Raw genomic sequence first — 20,290 nt, 5'->3', positions numbered from 1 at the left:
GTGAATCAAGAAGACCGAATGATATAGGCTTTACTAAAGCCTGTCTACTCTTTTCACAGAAACTTTTTATATTTTTATTTAACCAATTGAAGTTAAACAATATAAAATTAACGTAAAATCCCTACTCCTGACAAATCCTGCGCCATTTTAGCGGCGGAGTTATCGGTCATGCCGCCGACAAAATCCAAAATCTTCATATAGGCCTGATACAGACTGTCTTCAGGAAGAATCGGATTGTGCTTTTTCAATAATTCCAACGCCAAAGACTGACGCGTTGCTAACTGTTTTTCTGCAATCAGGGCATAGGCGGCAGGGACGAGCAAATCTAAGATGGAGCCTAAGCATGGGAACGTGGCAATCTCGGTCAAGAGCTTGGTGTGATGGCGGAAAATCCGTGTTTGTGCCAATTCTTTCGCTTTTGCCAAAGTGTTTTGCACTTGCGGGCTGCACAGAGCAAGCAGGTCTTTGCCTTTGAATGTTCCGTCCAACAAGTCGGACTGATGCAGCATAAAGGTTTGCGCGACATCATCAATCGCCTTGCCGATCGCAATGCCGCGCAACATGGCGCAACGCTGACGGCTGGAGCTGGCGTGCCATGCGCTTTCGGCGAAGGTCAGCTCGGACAAAATACTTTCTACTTCCGTATCCGTGAGCAAATCCAATTCGACGGCATCTTCCAAATCCAGCAAGGCATAGCAAATATCGTCGGCAGCCTCCATCAAATAAGACAAAGGATGGCGCGCCCAGCTGTCTACTCCCGCGGAAACCAGCCCCAATTCGTCGGCAACTTGACGGATAAACGGCAACTCGGTTTGATAAATATTGAATTTCTTTCTGCCGTTTGGATGTTGCGTTGTCCACGGATACTTCAGCAATGCGCCGATGGCTGCCGCAGTCAGGCGCATTCCGCCTGCCTCCGGATACATTTCAAGGCTGGCGACGATACGCAGGCTATGCGCATTGCCTTCATAGGTTTGAATATCGTTGCGTTCCGCTTCGTTTAATGTGTTCAGATAAATTTGATGTTCAGGCCGTCTGAACCAATCACGCAAAGCATCTTCGCCGGTATGGCCAAACGGCGGATTGCCCAAATCATGAGCCAAACAGGCAACCTGCACCACGGCACCAATATCGCTGGGCGTATTGCCCTGCGGCAGAAAACCGCCGTTATGCAACATCACGCCCACGCGGTTGCCCAAGCTCCTGCCCACGCTGGCAACTTCAACGCTGTGCGTCAGGCGGTTGTGCGTCAAGTCATGTTGCGCCAGCGGATGCACCTGTGTTTTACGGCCAAGGCGGCGGAAGGCTCCGGAAAAAACAACCCGGTCGTAGTCGATGTGAAAATCCGTACGCAAGGCATCGGCACCTTCTTGAGTCGAAGGGGTAACGGTCGGCACGATTTCGCCGTTTTTAGTACGGAAGCGTTGGGTGGATAATAAGTTTTGCCAATTCATTCGGATGGTCATAAAGGTTCCTCAAGCAAAGTAAAGGCCGTCTGAAACATATTCAGACGGCCTTATGCTTATTTACCGCGCATCAATTCAAAGAAATCGTCGTTATTTTTAGAGTCTTTGAGTTTGCCCACCAAAAACTCGGTCGCTTCGATTTCGTCCATAGGATGCAGGAATTTGCGCAAGAGCCACATGCGTTGCAACTGATCGTTCGGCACCAGCAATTCTTCGCGGCGCGTACCGGATTTATTGATACTAATGGCCGGGAACAGGCGTTTTTCGGCCATACGGCGGTCAAGGTGCAATTCCATATTGCCCGTGCCTTTGAACTCTTCGTAAATCACGTCGTCCATGCGGCTACCGGTTTCAACAAGCGCTGTCGCAATAATGGTAAGCGAACCGCCCTCTTCCACATTACGCGCTGCGCCGAAGAAGCGTTTCGGACGGTGCAAGGCGTTGGCATCGACACCGCCGGTCAAGATTTTGCCCGAAGTCGGCACAACGGTATTGTAGGCGCGCGCCAAACGGGTAATCGAATCCAGCAGGATGACCACGTCTTTTTTGTGTTCAACCATACGTTTGGCTTTTTCAATCACCATCTCGGCCACTTGTACATGGCGTTGCGCCGGTTCATCAAACGTAGAGGAAACGACTTCGCCGCGTACAGAACGGCTCATTTCGGTCACTTCTTCCGGACGCTCGTCAATCAACAGGACAATCAGCTCGACATCGGGATAATTGGCGGTAATAGCGTGGGCAATGTTTTGCAACATCACGGTCTTACCGGTTTTAGGCGGCGCCACCAACAATGCACGTTGGCCTTTACCGATTGGGGAAACCAAGTCGATAGCGCGGCCGGTCAGATTCTCTTCGGCTTTGATGTCGCGCTCAAGTTTGAATTGTTCGGTTGGGAATAAAGGCGTGAGGTTTTCAAAGAGGATTTTGTGTTTGCAGACTTCAGGCTGATCGCCGTTGATGGTATCGAGGCGGACAAGTGCGAAATAGCGTTCGTTGTCTTTAGGTACGCGCACGCTGCCTTCGATGGTGTCACCGGTGTGCAGATTGAAGCGGCGGATTTGCGTGGGCGAAACATAAATATCGTCAGGACCGGCAAGGTAAGAAGTATCTGCGCTGCGCAGGAAACCGAAGCCGTCGGGCAGGATTTCGAGTGTGCCGGAACAGGTAAAGCTGACATTTTGCTTCATCATCTGGCGGACGATGGCAAAAACGAGGTCTTGTTTGCGGAAACGGTTGGCGTTTTCAATGCCATGTTCTTCTGCCATTTCCAAGAGTTTGGAAATGTGGAGGGTTTGGAGTTCTGAAACGTGCATAGTATTGATATATTTTGAATAGTATCAGAGAGATGGCACAAAGGCCGTCTGAAAGTATGAAATCGTGCCGCAGGATACGGTAGATTTTTGAGAAAGTTGAATTTTAGGCAGTTGGAGGCAGGGTGTCAAATTTTTAAATCGAACACTGAGCCGAGACTATAATCTTACCATGCAATAAGATTATGGCCGGCAACAGCTTGGCAATCGCAACCCTATCGACCAAAATCCGAGTATTTACCCAACTTCAGACGGCCTTTTGCCCGTACCGCATCAGCGTCATGCCGCCGACCGCTGCCGCACAGCCCGCAACCAGCGAAATATGCAGCGGTTCGCCCAAAAACCACGCCGAAGACAGCACACCGAAAATCGGCACGAGCGTAATATACGCCGCCGCGCTGCCTGCACCCAAAGTCTTCACGCCTTCGAAATACCACGCGTAGGCCAATACCGTCGCGCCGATGACCAGCCACGCCAAGGCTGTCCAGCCTCGCCCATCCATTGCCGCTATCGCCTCAAACGGCATTCCGTCCGTCCACAACGCCACCACCGACAACATCAACGCACCAATGAACGACGTTGCCGTCGTTACCGTCAGCACATCTATCCCACGCAAAACCGCGCGACCAATTAAAGTATAAGCCGCCCAACAAACCACGCAACCGAAAATCAGCCACTCTCCTGCCTTGATGCCGCCCGATAACACTGTCAACGGCTGCCCTTGCGTTACCACCATAATGGCACCGCCGACCGCCAGCAGCATACCCGCCAAAATCTTCACATTTAAACGCTCGCCGAAAAACCAAGTTGCCAACAGCAGTGTCAATACCGGATTCACCGCCACGACTACCGCCGCCTTGCCTGCCGGCATAGTCTGCAAACCCAGCATAAAAAACACCGCATAACCGCACACGCCAACAGAAGCGGCTGCCGTCAAACCCAGCCATTGCCGCGCCGACAAAGCCGCCAAAGTCGCGAACCTGCTGCGCGCAAACAACCAGCCCAACAACAAAACCGAAGCCAAGACAAACCGAACCGCCCCGCCCGTCAGCGGCGGCAGCGACTGCCCCAACATCCGCCCCATCGGCCAAGACGCACCCCACAACACCGCCATTCCCAGCAGTTTCAAATGTACAGAATAACGTTCCATCTTATCCCTTTATCGACAAAGGCCGTCTGAAAACCGGATTTCAAGTTTTCAGACGGCCTTCAATATAGCGACTGCAAACAGATTACTTAGGCTGCCAAGAATCTTTCAGCGTCACCGTGCGGTTAAACACCGGCATGTCTTTGCTGTGGTCTTTGCGGTCGGTTACGAAGTAGCCGATGCGTTCAAACTGCCAACGGCTTTCTGCCGGCAGATCTTTTGCGACAGGTTCGGCGTAGGCAGTGATTTCCTTGATGGATTCTGGATTGAGGAAATCGGTAAACGGCAGATAGTTGCCGTCTTCGCCGCGCACGGCATCAGGACGCTCGACGGTAAAGAGGCGGTCGTACAGGCGGACTTTAATTTCGACGGCGTGTTCGGCAGAAACCCAATGAATCACGCCTTTAACTTTGCGGCCTTCGGGATTTTTGCCCAAGGTATCGTGGTCGATGCTGCATTTGAGTTCAACCACATTGCCTGCCTCGTCTTTTACTACTTCATCACACTTAATCACATAGCCGTGGCGCAAACGCACTTCTCCGCCGGGAACCAGGCGTTTGAAGCCTTTGGGCGGATTTTCGGCAAAGTCGTCGGCTTCGATGTAGATGGTTTGTGAAATAGGTACTTCGCGATCGCCCATTTCTTCGTGGTTCGGATGGAACGCGGCACGGCGGCTTTGGGTTTTGCCGGCTTCAAAGTTGGTCAGGGTCACTTTGAGCGGATTCAAAACCGCCATCAGGCGTGGCGCAGAGTTCTCCAACTCTTCACGAATCGCGCCTTCCAACACGCTCATGTCGACGATGTTTTCAGATTTGGAAATACCGGCGCGTTTGGCAAACAGGCGCAGGCCTTCGGGCGTGTAACCGCGGCGGCGCATACCGGAAATGGTCGGCATACGTGGGTCGTCCCAGCCGGAAACGTGGCCGTCTGAAACCAGTTGGTTCAGCTTGCGTTTGGACGTGATGGAATACAGAAGCTCCAAACGGGAAAACTCGTATTGGCGCGGACGTGTGGCGTGCGGCGCAGGAATGTTGTCCAACACCCAGTCGTACAGCGGACGGTGTGCTTCAAATTCGAGTGTACACAAGGAATGCGTGATGCCTTCGATAGCATCGGAAATGCAGTGCGTGTAGTCGTACATCGGATAGATGCACCATTTGTCGCCGGTGTTGTGGTGATGGGCGCGGCGGATACGGTAGATGACGGGGTCGCGCATATTGATATTGCCTGCCGCCATATCGATTTTCAGGCGCAAGGTTTTGCTGCCGTCGGGGAACTCGCCGTTTTTCATGCGTGTGAACAGGTCGAGGTTTTCTTCAATACTGCGGTCGCGGTAAGGGCTGTTTTTGCCTGCTTCGGTCAGCGTACCGCGGTATTCGCGCATTTCTTCGGGCGTCAAATCATCGACATACGCTTTGCCGTCTTTGATTAAACCGACAGCGTAGTCGTAAAGCTGGTCGAAATAGTTGGAAGCGAAACGTGGCTCGCCCGCCCAATGGAAGCCCAACCATTCGACGTCTTCTTTGATGGCATTGACGTATTCTTCGTTTTCTTTTTCAGGGTTGGTGTCGTCGAAACGCAGGTTGCACAAGCCGTCGTAAATATAAGCCAAACCGAAGTTCAAGCAGATGGATTTGGCGTGGCCGATGTGCAAGTAACCGTTCGGCTCAGGCGGGAAGCGGGTTTGGATGGCTGTATGTTTACCGCTTTTGAGGTCTTCTTCGATGATGGTGCGGATGAAATGGTTGTCCGCGAATTGGTCTTTATTCAACATAATATTTCTTTGATGGGAAAATGATTTTCTGTTTTCAGACGGCCTGAGCATTCAATCAGGCCGTCTGAAAGGAATGGAATGATGGCTCAATTGTACCCGACTTGGCTACTTTGATACAGGGTCGGCAACCTGCCACGCCACGCCGCGTTCGTTTAGGGTTTTCTGCATGGCGGCGGATGGTGTGCGGTCGGTAAACAGCTTATCGAATGCGCCGATATCGCCCAGTCTGACCAAGGCATTGCTGTTGAACTTGCTGTGGTCGACGCCAAGATAGCGCACGCGGGCATTGTTCACCATCGCCTGCATGACGCTGACTTCCTTGTAATCGTCATCCAAAAGCGAGCCGTCGTTTTCTATGCCGTGAGTACTCATGATGGCATAGTCGACTTTGAATTGGTTGATGAAATCGACAGTCGCCACGCCGGTAATACCGCCGTCCAATGGGCGGACCACGCCGGAAGCGATGATGACCGTGTAGTCGGTACGCGCCGCAGTGATGGAGGCGGCGTAGATATTGTTGGTGATAATCCGCAGGTTTTTACGCTGTCTGACCAACTCGGCGGCGACGGCTTCCATGGTGGTGCCGATGCTGATAAATAGCGAGGCATTATCGGGAATGGTGGAAGCGATCAATCGGGCAATGGCGTTTTTTTCCTGCTGCTGATGGTTGCGCCGCTCCTGCCCTGCCGTTACAACTGAAACGTCGCCCAAAGATGCGCCGCCGTGATAGCGTTTGAGCTGTCCGGTTTCACTCAACTCCTGCACATCGCGGCGTATGGTTTGCGGCGTAACATCCAAATTCGCCGCCAATTCTTCCACCGTCATAAAGTTATGTTCGCGGACAAGGCTGAGGATATGTTCGTGTCTTTGGATTTTGGGTTTCATGGCGTTTCGTTTTGTAGGGATAAACCAATGGCCGTCTGAATATTTCAGACGGCCTTGTTGTTGTCAACCCGATTACATCTCGAGTTTTTGTTCCAAGCGTTCCATACACACGCTCAAGTGGCGGCGTATGACTTTGGTCACACGGTTGCGCTTGCCGGCCACCAATAAATCGAGAATTTCACGGTGTTCATGGTGCGAATTGGAATCGATGTTGCGCTTTTCTTTGCGAAGCGGATCGGAAACAGCCACAATCAATGAAGAACGTGCACACAAGGTATTCATGATTTCAAACAGGACATCGTTGTCCAGCAGCCGCGCCAATTCGACATGGAAGGCATTGGACAGGCGGTTCCAACCCACGCGGTCGCCGCTTTCGGAGGCTGCGCCCTCTTGCTCAATCATGGCATAAAGCGGTTGCAGACGCGTTTCCAAATCAGGCATATCGATAAGGACGCTCAAAATCATGCTTTCCATTTCGATACGCGTGTTGAACACGTCTTTCATTTCTTTCAAGTCCGGCACATGGACAAATGCGCCGCGGTTGGGCTGCAAATCGACGATTTTATCGTGCGCCAAAAGCGATAATGCGCCACGCACGGTATTGCGGGAGCAAACCATTTGTCGGCAAAGCTCGGACTCGGTCAGTTTTTTGCCCGGCAGCAGCAGATGGTCGGTAATACCGTCCAAAATCAATGCGTACACGCGGAAGAGTTCCGAATCGTGACGTTCTTCCAAAATAAGCGATGAAGTTGCAGGCGCAACGTTGGTATTATTTTCGTAATCCATAATGTTTCCCCAATATCCGTATTAAGGCGCAAGCGTTTACAAACCTGCAGCTTTCGGGGGTGTTTAAAATATAATTAAAAATTGTTGACAATGTTAAACGAAACTTGCACAATGAGATCAACAAGCCAAGTTATAAAGGCTGATAGAGAGAGAGAAAAAGGAATAAAAAGCAAGCAGATATATTCATGTTAATGCGTGAATATATCTGCTTTTTTTGTGCGTAGCCGGTTCACGCTCCGGCACTCCCATCCTGAAACCGCCCTATTCTGTTTCGACGATCTCGAAGCTGTGGCTCATTTTTGCCGCTTTACCCAGCATAATCGATGCGGAGCAATATTTTTCGGCAGACATCTGTACGGCGCGTTCAATCGCGCTTTCTTGCAAATCCCGACCATACACTTTGAAGTGGATATGGATTTCGGTAAACACGCGCGGCGCGGTGTCGGCGCGTTTGGCAGTCACTTCGGCACGGCAGTCGGTAATTTTTTGACGTTGTTTCTCGGCAATCATCACGACATCGATGCTGGAGCAGCCTGCTACACCCAACAACAGCATTTCCATCGGGCTGGGGCCGCGTTTGACTTCGCCTTCAGCCGCCGCGCCTTCCATCACAACGCTGTGTCCGTTTGCCGTTGTACCGACGAAACACATTCCGTCTATCCATTTTGAGGTAACTTGCATGGTGTCTTTTTTATCCGTAAAAGCATTAATCTGACATTGTAAACAATTTCAAGTGATAAACCTAGTCAGGCCGTCTGAAAAATACAATCAATTACAATTGGCCTAAACGCATTATTCGTCCCGATACGCCCAATGATTGACCGGCCCGTGCCCTGCCCCGATGCCCAAAGGATGGGAAATGGCGGCGGCAATATAGTTTTTTGCCGTTTGAACCGCCTCGGGCACGCTAAACCCTTTTGCCAACTCGGCAGTAATGCAGGCCGAAAACGTGCAGCCCGTGCCATGCGTATGCGGCGTTGGGAAACGTTTGCTGTTCAGCTCAATGGTTTCGTATGGCGTAAACAGCCAGTCGGTGCAATATTCGCTTTGGCTGTCGGCAAGATGGCCGCCTTTAATCACCACATTTTTCACACCCCAATCCTGAAGAATTTTGGCGGCGCGTTCCGCATCTTGACGGTTTTCAATATTAATACCCGTCAATGCCTGCGCTTCAGGCAGATTGGGGGTCAATACGTCCGTATGCGGCAGCAGCAGGCGTTTCATGGCTTCGACGGCTGAATTTTCCAACAACGGCGCACCGCCTTTGGCAATCATAACCGGATCCAACACGCGTTTGCCGAAATCGCATTCGGCAGTTTGTTCCGCCACGCATTCGATGATTTCCGCCGTACCCAGCATGCCGATTTTATAGGCGCGGATTTGGAAATCCTCCTGAATCGCAGCAATTTGCGCGGCAATCATGTCGGTCGGTATCGAATGCACTGCCGATACGCCCAAAGTATTTTGTGCGGTAACCGCGGTCAGTACACTGGTACCGAACACGCCGCGCATCTGAAATGTCTTCAAATCCGCCTGTATGCCCGCGCCGCCTCCGGAATCTGAGCCGGCAATCGTCAGCGTTTGAATAAAAAGTTCGTCCATCGTGTCCTCCTGTTTTTCAGACGGCCTTGTGTTTATCGTTGTTGAGAGCAGTTTGGTTTTATCCGCAAACAAAGGCATTCGCCGTCTATTTTTCCGAATGCCTTATCTGTTGTTTTACCAAAAACAAATGTATGTTCTCGGGCGAAATATCTTAACAAACAAAAGGCCATCTGAAAACTATTTTCATTTTCAGACGGCCTGTTCAATTTTAAACCTATTCAGGCTTAATCTTCGTATGCATCAATCGGCAAGCAGGAGCAAACCAGATTGCGGTCGCCATACACTTCATCTACCCGTTTGACGCTCGGCCAGAATTTGTTTTCGCGCACGAAAGGCAGCGGGAAGACGGCTTCTTCGCGGGAGTACGGATGCGCCCATTCGCCGGTTACATCTGCGGCGGTATGCGGAGCGTTGACCAGCGGGTTGTCCTCTTTCGGCCATTCGCCGCGCTCGACTTTCAGCACTTCCTGTTTGATTTGTTTCAGGGCGGCGATGAAGCGGTCGAGTTCGGCTTTGCTTTCGCTCTCGGTCGGCTCGATCATCAGCGTACCGGCAACAGGGAAGGAAACCGTCGGTGCGTGGAAGCCGTAGTCCATCAGGCGTTTGGCGATGTCGGTTTCGGTGATGCCGCTTTCGGCTTTGAGCGGACGCAAGTCGACGATACATTCGTGCGCGACGCGGCCATTTTTGCCTGTATACAGAATCGGATAGTCTTCGCTCAGACGTTTGGCAACGTAGTTGGCGTTGAGCAATGCCCAGCGTGTTGCCTGCTCCATGCCTTGTTTGCCCATCATGGTCAGGTACATCCAAGTAATCGGCAGGATGGACGCAGAACCGAAGGCCGCAGCAGCAACGGCGGTTTGGTCGGCACTGGCGCTGTGGATGTCGGTCAAAGCATGTCCCGGTGCAAACGGGGCAAGGTGGGCTTTCAAACCGATAGGGCCGACGCCCGGACCGCCGCCGCCGTGAGGGATACAGAAGGTTTTGTGCAGGTTCATGTGCAACACGTCCGCGCCGACTTCGGCAGGCTGCATGATGCCGATTTGGGCGTTGAGGTTGGCGCCGTCCATGTAAACCTGTCCGCCGTTTTCATGGATGATGCGGCAGATGTCGCGGATGCCTTCTTCATACACGCCGTGGGTGGACGGGTAAGTAATCATGATGGCGGACAAAGCGTCGCGGTATTGCTCGGCTTTGGCTTTCAAATCGTCGATGTTGACGTTTCCGTGTTCGTCGGTATCGACAACGACGACTTTCAAACCCAGCATAGCGGCAGTCGCAGGGTTGGTGCCGTGGGCGGATTTGGGAATCAGGCAGATGTTGCGGTGTCCCTCGCCGTTGGCTTCTTGATAGCGGCGGATGGAGAGCATGCCACTGTATTCGCCCTGCGCGCCGGAGTTGGGCTGGAAGGAAATCGCGTCAAAGCCGGTGATGGCTTTCAGGCTGTTTTCCATGTCGGTCAAAAGCGCGTAGTAGCCTGTGGCTTGGTCTTTGGGGGCATAGGGGTGGATGTCGGTGAACTCTGCCCAAGTAATCGGCAACATTTCCGCAGTCGCATTGAGCTTCATGGTGCAGCTACCGAGCGAAATCATGCTGCGGTTCATCGCCAAGTCGCGGTCTTCGAGTTTCTTCAGATAGCGCAGCATTTCGTGTTCGGTGTGGTAACGGTTGAATACGGGATGTTGCAGAATGTCGTCTTGACGCAGCAATTCGGCATTCAGACGGCCTTTGACGTCATCGGCAAATGCGAACGTATCCTTGCCGGTAAACGCGCGGTACAAATCAACCAAATCTTCGTATGCCGATGTTTCATGGAATGCAGCCGCAACTTGAGTATCGTTGACGCGGCGCAGGTTGTAACCCGACTCCAAAGCAGCGGCAAACACTTGGTCTGCTTTCTCTTTGCTGCCGAAATCAACGGTAACGGTATCGAAGAAGACTTTGTGAACCACATTCAGGCCGTCTGAAACCAGCGCATCGGCAAAGGCAGAAGCCAGCGCATGAATGCGGTTGGCAATGCGTTTCACGCCTTCCGGGCCGTGGTAAACGGCATACATACCGGCCAAGTTCGCCAGCAATGCCTGTGCGGTACAAATATTGGATGTCGCTTTTTCGCGGCGGATATGTTGCTCGCGGGTGGACAACGCCATGCGCAGCGCGGGTTTGCCTGATGCGTCTTTGGATACGCCGATGATGCGGCCTGGGGCGGAACGTTTGAACTCGTCTTTAAACGCGAAATAAGCAGCGTGCGGACCACCGAAGCCCATTGGCACGCCGAAGCGTTGGGTGTTGCCCAAAGCAATATCTGCGCCCAGTTCAGCCGGAGACTTCAGCAAAACCAAGCTCATGATGTCGGCGGCAACGGCCACGATTGTGCCTTTTGCTTTCAGACGACCGATAACATCCTGCAAATCTTGTACGTCGCCGTCTTTACCGACGTATTGGAACAGCGCGCCGAAGTATTCGCCGTCATCAGCTTGGGCAAAATCTCCAACCACCAGTTCAAAACCGAAATATTTGGCGCGGGTTTTCATCACGTCCAAAGTTTGCGGATACACGCGCGCATCCACAAAGAAACGCTCGGATTTCACTTTGCCCACGCGGTGCGCCATCGCCATCGCTTCAGCAGCGGCAGTTGCCTCGTCCAGCAAAGACGCGCCTGCCACAGGGAAACCGGTCAAATCGATACACACTTGTTGGAAGTTCAACAAAGCTTCCAAACGACCTTGGGCAATTTCCGCTTGATACGGGGTGTAGGCAGTGTACCAACCCGGATTTTCCAATACGTTGCGCAAAATCACGTTCGGCACGCGGGTCGGGTAATAGCCCAAACCGATATAGGATTTGTTGATCACGTTTTTCGACGCGATGCCTTTCAATTTCGCCAACGCGTCCGCCTCGGTCAAAGCTTCGGGCAAATCGAGTTCGGACGGCATACGGATGCTTTGCGGCACGGTATTGCCGACAAAATCGTCCATGCTCTTCTCGCCGAGCGCTTCCAAAAGCGCAGCCTCGTCGCCAAAGCTCAAATGGCGCACGGCAAATTCGTTCGGGTTGAACAATTCAGATAGTTTCATTTCTACTCCTTCGGTGTTATCGATATCAACACTGTTTTTTCTTGCAGATGTTGTTTCAGACGGCCTCCGCCCACTTTGGACGACATGCCAATATTTCCCTATAAACCGGACAGGTTTCCACATGCGCGCCGGGCAGGTAGCCGGTACTCATCAGAAATTCGCCGACGATTTCGCCGCCGACAAATTTGAAATGTTTTTTAAACAGCTTCACCCATTCAGCCTTGTCGAGCGGATGGTGTGTATCCAACCAGTTTTTGAATGAGCCGTATTCTTGCCGTATTTGCTTGATTTGTCGCGCGTTATAAATGGCTGCGTTGATTTTCAGGCGGTTGCGGACGATGCCTGCATCGGCAAGCAGCCGCTCAATTTCGGCTTCGTCAAATGCGGCGACCGTATCGATGTCGAAACCTTTAAATGCCGTCTGAAATGCCCGTTGCTTCTTCAGCATCAGCGTCCAGCTCAATCCTGCCTGATTGATTTCCAACACCAGCCGCTCAAACAATTCATTGTCATCCTCAATCGGAAAACCGTATTGCGTGTCGTGATAATGTTGGTTGGGGTTGTCCGTATCGTCGGGAAGAGTGGCGACAAATTCGCAGTAATTCATGTTTGTTGAGGGAAAATTGAAACAAAGGCCGTCTGAAAGCATTTTTCAGACGACCTAAGACCTGCAATATCAAACAGGCACAAAACCTGTTTGGATGTTTGCAAAAATCAAGCTACTTCGCCTGCGTATTGTTCGGCAGTCAACAGACCGTCGTAATCGGCAGGGTTGGCAGGTTTGATTTTGAAGAACCAGCCTGCGCCGTAAGGATCGCTGTTGGCAGTTTCCGGAGCGCTTGGCAAATCTTCGTTGACGGCAACGACTTCGCCTGCAATCGGCGCGTACACGTCGGACGCGGCTTTTACAGACTCAACCACACCGGCTTGCTCTTCGGCAGCCAGGTTTGCGCCGACTTCAGGCAGCTCGACAAACACGATGTCGCCCAACAGCTCTTGCGCGTGATGGGTAATGCCGACAGTGATGGTACCGTCTTCTTCAAGGCGCAGCCATTCGTGGCTGGCAACGTATTTCAGTTCTGCTGGGATGTTGCTCATGGTTTGATACTCCATTGATAGGGGGTTATTTTCAGACGGCATCTTCATGAATCAATATCCACAGATGCCTTGTTCAATGCTTTCTACAAACGTCCGTATTAGACGACAATTAAAACCTGCTTTCAGACGGCCCTTAACAAATAAGGCCGTCTGAACCGATATTAATCAAACTGTTTTTGACCATTACGCACAAACGGCAGCTTCAATACGCGTACATCCACTTCTTTGCCGCGCATCAGTACTTTGGCAGTATCGCCGTCAAAGTCTTTCGGTACGCGCGCGATGGCGATGGATTGCTTCAGGCTTGGCGAGAATACGCCGCTGGTGGTTTCGCCTTTGCCTTTGTCGGTCAACACTTCCATATGCGCGCGCAGGATGCCGCCTTTTTCGAGCAACAGGCCGACCTGTTTCACGGTAACGCCTTTTTCTTTCAATGCCAGCAAGGCGGCTTTACCGACGAAGTCGCGGCTTTCGTCTTTTAAGTCAACGGTCCAACCCATGCCTGCTTCGAGCGGGCTGGTATTGTCGTCCATATCGTTGCCGTAGAGGTTCATACCGGCTTCCATGCGCAGGGTGTCGCGTGCGCCGAGGCCGCAAGGCTGTACGCCTGCTGCTTGCAGGGCTTTGAAGAATGCGACGGCTTCAGTGCCGGGCAGGATGACTTCGACGCCGTCTTCGCCGGTATAGCCGGTGCGGGCGACAAACCAGTCATTGCCCAAGTCTGCACCTTGGAACGGTTTGAGGCCGTGAATAACGTCTGCCCATTCAGGTTTGACGGTCAGGAGTTTTTCGATGGCTTTCGGGCCTTGTACGGCGAGCATGCCGAGGTCGTAGCGAGGATTGAAGGCAACGCCGAACTCTTGTCCGACTTTGTGGAATTGCGCCGTGTCTTTTTCACGGGTCGCGCCGTTGGACACGATGCGGTATTGTGTTTCGGCTTCGTTGGTGCGGTAAACGATCAAGTCGTCAATCACGCCGCCGTTGTCGTTGAGCAAAGCGGAATAAAGGGCTTTGCCGACAAAAGCGAGTTTGGCGACATCGTTGGCAATCAATTTGCGGAAAAAGGCTTTGGCATTTGCGCCTGCTACGTCGGTAACGAGCATATGGGATACGTCAAACATACCGGCGTCGGTGCGCACGGCTTCGTGTTCGGCGATTTGTGAACCATAATGGATGGGCAGCTCCCAGCCGGCAAAATCTACCAGCTTCGCGCCTGCATCTTGATGGGCTTGATGAAATGGGGTGGTTTTCAGAGCAGTCATTCTCAAGTTTCTCCGGATTTTTTGTTCAGATGCCGCCCGCGCACCTGTGCGCGGATGACCCTATCTGTCCTTGAACCTGAGATTTTCGGCTGTATCCGCATGATGGCAAACCAGTCTGCTCACTGCTTTGCGCGGTTGTCTGAATGGTGGTTCAGACGGCCTTCTCCCCTTCGGTGGACGTTATTCCAACGCCGCTCTCCAGATTGTTTGTTTCAATGTGCAGTCCCTGATACCTGAGCGATTTAAGGGTGTCTGCGCCTTCGGTGGTTACATTGTAGTTGGGTGTAACACTCTCCTGCACATTTCCCGATTATGTCTTGAATCGGCAGTTTGGGCAAGTAGCCGACGAATATTTATGATGTGAATATCCGTCTTTTTATTGGGGCGGCAAAACCTGAGCCCTTATAAAATTGTTAGCTATGCGGCAAATGTTTTTGCAAAAGTCTCAGGCCGTCTGAAGCCCTTACCCGTTTTTCCTATATAATTCTGTTTTTTCGATTTATCCGCGTCCATCATGAACCGCCTCAAACGCATTAAAACCATCCTCTGCACGCTCTACCGCTACCGCCTTGCCGAGCTGATTGCCTCGCTGGTCCGTCCGGGTTGGGCGCGGACTTTCCTCAATATGCTGCCGCAGTCGTCCAAGTTCAAACACGAAATGCCTGCCGTGCGCCTGCGTTTGGCGTTGGAAAGCCTGGGGCCGATTTTCATCAAATTCGGGCAGGTATTGTCCACGCGTCCCGATTTGATTCCGCACGATTACGCGGTCGAACTGGCAAGGCTGCAAGACAAAGTGCCGCCGTTTGACGCGCAACTTTCACGCTCGCAAATCGAAAAATCACTGGGACAATCCATCGACACTTTATACGCGGAATTTGAAACAGAGCCTGTCGCCAGCGCGTCCATCGCCCAAGTACACAAAGCCCACCTGCATTCGGGCGAACAGGTCGCCGTGAAAGTCTTGCGCCCCAACCTTTTGCCCGTTATCGAACAGGATTTGTCGCTGATGCGCTTTGGTGCAGGCTGGGTGGAGCGTTTGTTTTCAGACGGCAAGCGTTTGAAGCCGCGCGAAGTAGTGGCCGAATTTGACAAATACCTGCACGACGAATTGGACTTGATGCGCGAAGCCGCCAATGCCAGCCAGCTCGGTCGCAATTTCCAAAACAGCGATATGCTGATTGTGCCGAAGGTGTTTTACGACTACTGCACCAGCGACGTGCTGACCATCGAATGGATGGACGGCACTCCGGTATCCGATATTGCCAAACTCAAAGCCGACGGCATTGATTTGCACAAACTTGCCGATTACGGCGTGGAAATCTTCTTCACGCAAGTTTTCCGCGACGGCTTTTTCCATGCGGATATGCACCCCGGCAATATTTTGGTCGCCGCCGACAACCGCTACATTGCCCTCGATTTCGGCATCGTCGGCACGCTGACCGACTACGACAAACGCTATCTCGCCATCAACTTCCTCGCATTCTTCAACCGCGATTACCACCGCGTCGCTACCGCCCACATCGAATCGGGCTGGGTGCCTGCCGACACGCGCGCGGAAGAATTGGAAGCGGCTGTCCGCGCCGTGTGCGAACCGGTGTTCAACAAACCGATTTCGCAAATTTCCTTCGGCTTGGTACTGATGCGCCTGTTTGAAGTCAGCCGTCGCTTCAATGTCGAAATCCAACCGCAGCTGGTATTGCTGCAAAAAACGCTGCTCAACATCGAAGGCTTAGGCCGCCAACTCGATCCCGATTTGGACTTGTGGAAAACCGCCAAACCGTTTTTGGTGCGTTGGATGAACGAACAGGTCGGCCCCAAAGCCCTTTGGCGCAACCTCAAAAACGAAGCTCCCGACTGGGCGCAAATCATCCCTTCCCTGCCGCGCAAAATCAGTGCGTTGGTTGATGAAAACCGCCAACAGGAAATGCGCGATGCCTATGTGCATCTGGTCAAAGTACAGCAACGCCAAAGCCTGTGGTTGGCTGTGATTGCGGTTGTTTTGCTACTGATTTTGCTGTTTAAGTAAACCGTAATACAGCTTTAAACGGCATATAAAAGGCCGTCTGAAATTTAGTTTTCAGACGGCCTTTTATATGCCTATCTATTCTTTTTTCTCATGCGGAACATGTCCGCTTTCGGCTTCGATATGCCGTCTGAAGCGCAGACCTGCGGCGTGATAAAACGGATGCGGCGAGAATTGGCGCGAGACTTGCGAAGCGAAGATGCAAGTCAGCAACATCCAAAACAACAAATTCTGTCCGCCCGTCATTTCCATTACCACTACGGCAGCGGTCAACGGCGATTGGGTTGCGGCGGCAAGGAACGCGGCCATGCAGAGCAAAACCGCGACATTGGACGCGTCGCCCAGTTGCGCGAAAGAAGCCATGTGTTCGCCTATCATCGCACCAATGGTTAAAGACGGCGTGAAGATACCGCCGGGAATGCCTGCCCAGTAGCTGAACACGGTCGCCGCCCATTTTGCGGCAGCCAAGCCGAACGGCGCTTCATATGCGCCTTTAAGAGCGGCTGCGGCTTCGTGATAACCCGTACCATAGGTTTTACCTTGATAAAACGTACCGAGCAACGCCAACAAGATACCCATTACAAAAGCGACCACCAACAAATGACGGCGGATGAAACTGCGCCAGCGTACCGGTGCGAATGCCGCCGCGCCGCGATACAAAAAGCTGCCGAACAATCCGCCAGCCACGCCGCAGACGATGCCCGACACCGCGGCCCACATCAGCATGTTTGGCAGCTCATGCCCTTGAAACCCTGAAAAATACGGGTTGTTGCCCTGTATCGCCACTTGAATGAAACCGGCTGCCAACACGCCCATCAGGATTTGGCGTTCCCAACGCAAAATCACGCCGCGCCCCAATTCTTCGATGGCAAACACCACGCCGGCCAAAGGTGCGTTAAACGCCGCTGCCAAACCGCCGGCCGCACCTGCGGCAATCAAATCGTTTTCCTGCATGCCCCTAAACGCCAGCCCGTGCTTTTTACACCAGGCGCCCCAAGCGTTCATGACCGCCGCACCCACTTGTACAGACGGCCCTTCCCTGCCGATCGATGCCCCCAAAATCATGCCCAAAAACGTCAGCGGAATTTTAAAAAAGGTTTCGCCCAGACGAATCAGACGGGTTTTCTGCGCGCCATACGGCAAAGACAACGAAGCGATGACTTGCGGAATACCGCTGCCGGAAGTGTACGGCGCAAATTTGCGCGTAAACCACGCCAAAAGCGGCAAACCCAGCGGCAAGGCCACCCACGCAAACCATGGATATTTTCCCACCAACAAAGCGTTCCATTCCAAAGCCAAATCCGCCAAGTACGCAAACATCAAAGCCGTCAGGGCAACCAGTGCCGATCCTGCCAGCAAAAACAGAAAGGCAATGCTCTTTTTCGACAGGCGTTTGGTTTGGCGGATTTTGTGGGCGAGGCGCGCCGCCCAAGTCTGTGGAAATTTCATAATAGGCACGCAGTCAATGTGTTCAGACGGCCTTGATACTTTTCTCAAAGGCCGTCTGAAAACAAGGATAAAGGTTTTTAAGAACGGTAATCCGCGTTAATCGACACATACTCGTGCGACAAATCGCAGGTATAGACGGCCGCCGTCGTATCGCCGCGTTGCAAATCGATGCGGACGGTAATTTCCGGACGATTCATCACGGCTTGTCCTGCTTCTTCGGTATAGCTTTCCGCACGGCCGCCGTTTTCAGCCACCAACACGTCATCCAGCCACATTTTCAAAGCATCGACGTCCAAGTCTTCAATACCGGCATAGCCGACGGCTGCCAACAGACGGCCCAAATTCGGGTCGGAGGCAAAGAAAGCAGTTTTTACCAAAGGCGAATGGGCGACGGCATAAGCCACTTTGCGCGCCTCTTCGCGGGTTTTCGCGTTTTGTACTTCAACCGTGATGAACTTGGTCGCGCCCTCGCCATCACGGACAATCGCCTGCGCCAATTCCAAAGCCAGCGAACCGAGCAATGCTTTGAGCTGCGCATAGCGCGGATCGGCGGTATTGTCGATTTCGCTCTGACCGCAACGGCCTGTCGCCATAATCACGAAGCTGTCGTTGGTGCTGGTGTCGCCGTCCACGGTAATCGTATTGAAACTTTCGTCTGCGATTTCTTGGGTCATCAGCTGCAAAATCGGTTGGGACACTTTGGCATCAGTGGCGATAAACGACAACATGGTCGCCATATTCGGATGAATCATGCCCGAGCCTTTGGAGATGCCGGTGGCGCGGACTGTGTGTTTTTCGCCGACCAAGCCTGTGCGTGAAGCGGCTTTCGGCACAGTATCCGTCGTCATGATGGCACGCGCCGCGTCCGACCAGAATGCAGGGCGCACTTGCGGCAAAGCGGCCACGATTTTATCCACAGGCAGCGGCTCCAAAATCACGCCGGTCGAAAACGGCATAATCTGATTGGATTGGCAGCCGACCTGCTCTGCCACCGCCGCGCACACTTTAATCGCGTCCAGACGGCCTTGTGCGCCGGTACCCGCATTGGCATTGCCCGTATTGATGACTAAGGCACACACGCCGTCTTGGTCAAACAGATGCGACTTGGCGATATGCACCGGTGCGGCGCAGAACCGGTTTTGCGTAAACACCGCGCCCACCGTATGTCCGCCGCCCAACACCATCAGCGTCAAATCGTCGCGGTCTTGTTGCTTGATGCCGGCACGACCTGTAAACAGACGGATACCGTCGATTTCCAACAATTCGTCTGCACGTTTTTCAGTCAAATTTACAGCCATATCATTTTCTCCTGTTTACACTATTTTCAGACGGCCTAAACGCTATACGCCCAATAAGGGAATCAAGATAGGCACCAATACCGCCGTCAACACGCCGTTGAGCGTCAAGCCCAAGCCGGCATAGGCGGCCATACGGCGGCCGTATTCCAAAGACGCCGCAATACCCATCGCATGCGAGGCCGTACCCAAAGACATTCCCACTGAAGAAGGCATATACAACGCCCCTTTCAACACTTTATATCCGGCCATCTGGCCAAAAAGTCCGGCAATAATCACCGTTGCCGCCGTAATCGCCGGAATACCGCCGACCGATGCCGTGATTTCAATCGCAATCGGGTTGGTCACGGATTTGGAAGCCAGCGACAAAATCACTTCGCGCGAAGCGCCCAGCCATTTGGCAAAATACACGCCTGTAACAATGCCCGTCACGCTGCCCGCCAACTGCGACAACACCACCGGCAACCACTGGCTGCGGATACGGTCCCAATTTCGATAAAGCGGCACGGCCAGCAACACGACTGCCGGTTTCAACCAAAAATCGATAAACTGCGCCGCGTCGTGATACAGCTCGTAATCGATGGCAAATACCTTCAAATACCCCATCAACACCAGCGTACTGATCAATACCGGATTACACAGCACATTCCCCGTGCGCGCCCGAATCTGCACTGCCAAAGCATATACGGCCAAAGTCAGGAACAGCATGACCGAGGGCATGCGCAACAGCCCGTCTATGTTCATCACATCCACCTCCTGACCCACTCATGCACTTTGCCGGTCACCAACAATACGCAGATCGTACTGCCGATTGTGGCCGTCAGAATCGAAAACCAGTCGTTTGCAATCACATCCAAATAGCTGATGACGGCCACGCAAGGCGGCACCAAAAACAAAGTCAGGTTTGCCATCAAAATGTCCGCCAGTTCCCCCACCCAAGACAATTTGACCCAGCCTGCCTGAAGCGCGGCAAACAGCAAAGCCATGCCGACAATACTGCCCGGCAGCTTCAACCCCAAAATCCAAACGGTTGCCTCGCCCAAAGCCAAGCAACCCAATACCACCAATAAGGCACGAATAATATTCATTAAGCCGGTTTCTCCTTATCCTTTT

At 52.6% G+C, this 20,290-nt stretch carries 17 protein-coding genes and 1 riboswitch; of the genes, 1 reads left to right on the top strand and 16 read right to left on the bottom strand.

Annotation, left to right across the window (positions count from 1 at the left end):
• Positions 1-107 precede the first annotated feature (107 nt).
• The 12 genes from ACTHSA_RS02800 to gcvT all read right to left on the bottom strand — a co-directional run bounded on the left by ACTHSA_RS02800 (position 108) and on the right by gcvT (position 14,410).
• On the bottom strand, positions 108-1,466 hold the full coding sequence (locus ACTHSA_RS02800) for a deoxyguanosinetriphosphate triphosphohydrolase (RefSeq protein WP_049336415.1): 1,359 nt from the start codon (positions 1,464-1,466) through the stop codon (positions 108-110).
• Positions 1,467-1,522: 56 nt separating this feature from the next.
• Positions 1,523-2,782, bottom strand: coding sequence for a transcription termination factor Rho (gene rho / locus ACTHSA_RS02795; protein WP_003680905.1), 1,260 nt, complete (start codon positions 2,780-2,782; stop codon positions 1,523-1,525).
• Positions 2,783-3,026: 244 nt separating this feature from the next.
• Positions 3,027-3,929: a DMT family transporter gene (locus tag ACTHSA_RS02790; protein ID WP_004519553.1), complete on the bottom strand. Its 903-nt coding sequence runs from the start codon at positions 3,927-3,929 to the stop codon at positions 3,027-3,029.
• Positions 3,930-4,011: 82 nt separating this feature from the next.
• A complete protein-coding gene (locus ACTHSA_RS02785) occupies positions 4,012-5,700 on the bottom strand; it encodes a glutamine--tRNA ligase/YqeY domain fusion protein (RefSeq protein ID WP_440378796.1) in 1,689 nt (562 codons plus the stop codon).
• 105 nt (positions 5,701-5,805) lie between these two features.
• The gene (locus ACTHSA_RS02780; RefSeq protein ID WP_049332174.1) at positions 5,806-6,585 is read right to left on the bottom strand and encodes a DeoR/GlpR family DNA-binding transcription regulator; all 780 of its coding nucleotides are present in this window, start codon (positions 6,583-6,585) and stop codon (positions 5,806-5,808) included.
• Positions 6,586-6,657: 72 nt separating this feature from the next.
• Positions 6,658-7,371 carry a GntR family transcriptional regulator gene (locus tag ACTHSA_RS02775; RefSeq protein WP_070584800.1) on the bottom strand — a complete coding sequence of 238 codons (714 nt, stop codon included), beginning with the start codon at positions 7,369-7,371 and terminating at the stop codon, positions 6,658-6,660.
• A 261-nt stretch (positions 7,372-7,632) separates the two neighbouring features.
• On the bottom strand, positions 7,633-8,052 hold the full coding sequence (locus tag ACTHSA_RS02770) for an OsmC family protein (protein WP_003679886.1): 420 nt from the start codon (positions 8,050-8,052) through the stop codon (positions 7,633-7,635).
• 111 nt (positions 8,053-8,163) lie between these two features.
• Positions 8,164-8,973: a bifunctional hydroxymethylpyrimidine kinase/phosphomethylpyrimidine kinase gene (thiD, locus tag ACTHSA_RS02765; protein WP_039862072.1), complete on the bottom strand. Its 810-nt coding sequence runs from the start codon at positions 8,971-8,973 to the stop codon at positions 8,164-8,166.
• A 224-nt stretch (positions 8,974-9,197) separates the two neighbouring features.
• Positions 9,198-12,050, bottom strand: coding sequence for an aminomethyl-transferring glycine dehydrogenase (gene gcvP / locus ACTHSA_RS02760; RefSeq protein ID WP_004519547.1), 2,853 nt, complete (start codon positions 12,048-12,050; stop codon positions 9,198-9,200).
• A gap of 55 nt (positions 12,051-12,105) precedes the next feature.
• Complete coding sequence (locus ACTHSA_RS02755) at positions 12,106-12,657, bottom strand: DNA-3-methyladenine glycosylase I (protein WP_049336411.1); 552 nt, start codon at positions 12,655-12,657, stop codon at positions 12,106-12,108.
• Positions 12,658-12,764: 107 nt separating this feature from the next.
• On the bottom strand, positions 12,765-13,163 hold the full coding sequence (gene gcvH, locus ACTHSA_RS02750; protein WP_036492952.1) for a glycine cleavage system protein GcvH: 399 nt from the start codon (positions 13,161-13,163) through the stop codon (positions 12,765-12,767).
• A 146-nt stretch (positions 13,164-13,309) separates the two neighbouring features.
• A complete protein-coding gene (gene gcvT / locus ACTHSA_RS02745; protein WP_004519543.1) occupies positions 13,310-14,410 on the bottom strand; it encodes a glycine cleavage system aminomethyltransferase GcvT in 1,101 nt (366 codons plus the stop codon).
• A 210-nt stretch (positions 14,411-14,620) separates the two neighbouring features.
• Positions 14,621-14,718: riboswitch (glycine riboswitch) on the bottom strand.
• 206 nt (positions 14,719-14,924) lie between these two features.
• Between gcvT and ubiB the strand changes: the two genes are divergently transcribed.
• Positions 14,925-16,436 (top strand): ubiquinone biosynthesis regulatory protein kinase UbiB, encoded by a 1,512-nt coding sequence (ubiB, locus tag ACTHSA_RS02740; RefSeq protein WP_004519542.1) that lies wholly within the window; start codon positions 14,925-14,927, stop codon positions 16,434-16,436.
• Between the two features lie 75 nt (positions 16,437-16,511).
• Here the strand turns inward: ubiB and ACTHSA_RS02735 are convergent, their stop codons facing one another.
• From ACTHSA_RS02735 to ACTHSA_RS02720, 4 genes are all read right to left on the bottom strand, one after another.
• Entirely contained in the window at positions 16,512-17,882 is a 1,371-nt protein-coding gene (locus ACTHSA_RS02735; RefSeq protein ID WP_004519541.1) for a chloride channel protein, read from the bottom strand.
• A gap of 77 nt (positions 17,883-17,959) precedes the next feature.
• On the bottom strand, positions 17,960-19,180 hold the full coding sequence (argJ, locus tag ACTHSA_RS02730; RefSeq protein ID WP_004519540.1) for a bifunctional glutamate N-acetyltransferase/amino-acid acetyltransferase ArgJ: 1,221 nt from the start codon (positions 19,178-19,180) through the stop codon (positions 17,960-17,962).
• Between the two features lie 42 nt (positions 19,181-19,222).
• On the bottom strand, positions 19,223-19,921 hold the full coding sequence (locus ACTHSA_RS02725) for an LrgB family protein (RefSeq protein WP_063068450.1): 699 nt from the start codon (positions 19,919-19,921) through the stop codon (positions 19,223-19,225).
• On the bottom strand, positions 19,921-20,265 hold the full coding sequence (locus tag ACTHSA_RS02720) for a CidA/LrgA family protein (RefSeq protein WP_049343552.1): 345 nt from the start codon (positions 20,263-20,265) through the stop codon (positions 19,921-19,923). Before ACTHSA_RS02720 ends, ACTHSA_RS02725 begins: the two co-directional genes overlap by 1 nt.
• Positions 20,266-20,290 lie beyond the last annotated feature (25 nt).

The sequence above is a fragment of the Neisseria sp. P0008.S002 genome (assembly GCF_051962805.1).
Lineage (GTDB): Bacteria > Pseudomonadota > Gammaproteobacteria > Burkholderiales > Neisseriaceae > Neisseria > Neisseria perflava.
This window is presented reverse-complemented; position numbering and strand designations above follow the sequence as displayed.

Coding starts and splice junctions, on each gene's coding strand:
- ACTHSA_RS02800 (WP_049336415.1), bottom strand. CDS start 1,466: ATGACCATCCGAATGAATTGGCAAAACTTATTATCCACCCAACGCTTC.
- rho (WP_003680905.1), bottom strand. CDS start 2,782: ATGCACGTTTCAGAACTCCAAACCCTCCACATTTCCAAACTCTTGGAA.
- ACTHSA_RS02790 (WP_004519553.1), bottom strand. CDS start 3,929: ATGGAACGTTATTCTGTACATTTGAAACTGCTGGGAATGGCGGTGTTG.
- ACTHSA_RS02785 (WP_440378796.1), bottom strand. CDS start 5,700: ATGTTGAATAAAGACCAATTCGCGGACAACCATTTCATCCGCACCATC.
- ACTHSA_RS02780 (WP_049332174.1), bottom strand. CDS start 6,585: ATGAAACCCAAAATCCAAAGACACGAACATATCCTCAGCCTTGTCCGC.
- ACTHSA_RS02775 (WP_070584800.1), bottom strand. CDS start 7,371: ATGGATTACGAAAATAATACCAACGTTGCGCCTGCAACTTCATCGCTT.
- ACTHSA_RS02770 (WP_003679886.1), bottom strand. CDS start 8,052: ATGCAAGTTACCTCAAAATGGATAGACGGAATGTGTTTCGTCGGTACA.
- thiD (WP_039862072.1), bottom strand. CDS start 8,973: ATGGACGAACTTTTTATTCAAACGCTGACGATTGCCGGCTCAGATTCC.
- gcvP (WP_004519547.1), bottom strand. CDS start 12,050: ATGAAACTATCTGAATTGTTCAACCCGAACGAATTTGCCGTGCGCCAT.
- ACTHSA_RS02755 (WP_049336411.1), bottom strand. CDS start 12,657: ATGAATTACTGCGAATTTGTCGCCACTCTTCCCGACGATACGGACAAC.
- gcvH (WP_036492952.1), bottom strand. CDS start 13,163: ATGGAGTATCAAACCATGAGCAACATCCCAGCAGAACTGAAATACGTT.
- gcvT (WP_004519543.1), bottom strand. CDS start 14,410: ATGACTGCTCTGAAAACCACCCCATTTCATCAAGCCCATCAAGATGCA.
- ubiB (WP_004519542.1), top strand. CDS start 14,925: ATGAACCGCCTCAAACGCATTAAAACCATCCTCTGCACGCTCTACCGC.
- ACTHSA_RS02735 (WP_004519541.1), bottom strand. CDS start 17,882: ATGAAATTTCCACAGACTTGGGCGGCGCGCCTCGCCCACAAAATCCGC.
- argJ (WP_004519540.1), bottom strand. CDS start 19,180: ATGGCTGTAAATTTGACTGAAAAACGTGCAGACGAATTGTTGGAAATC.
- ACTHSA_RS02725 (WP_063068450.1), bottom strand. CDS start 19,921: ATGAACATAGACGGGCTGTTGCGCATGCCCTCGGTCATGCTGTTCCTG.
- ACTHSA_RS02720 (WP_049343552.1), bottom strand. CDS start 20,265: ATGAATATTATTCGTGCCTTATTGGTGGTATTGGGTTGCTTGGCTTTG.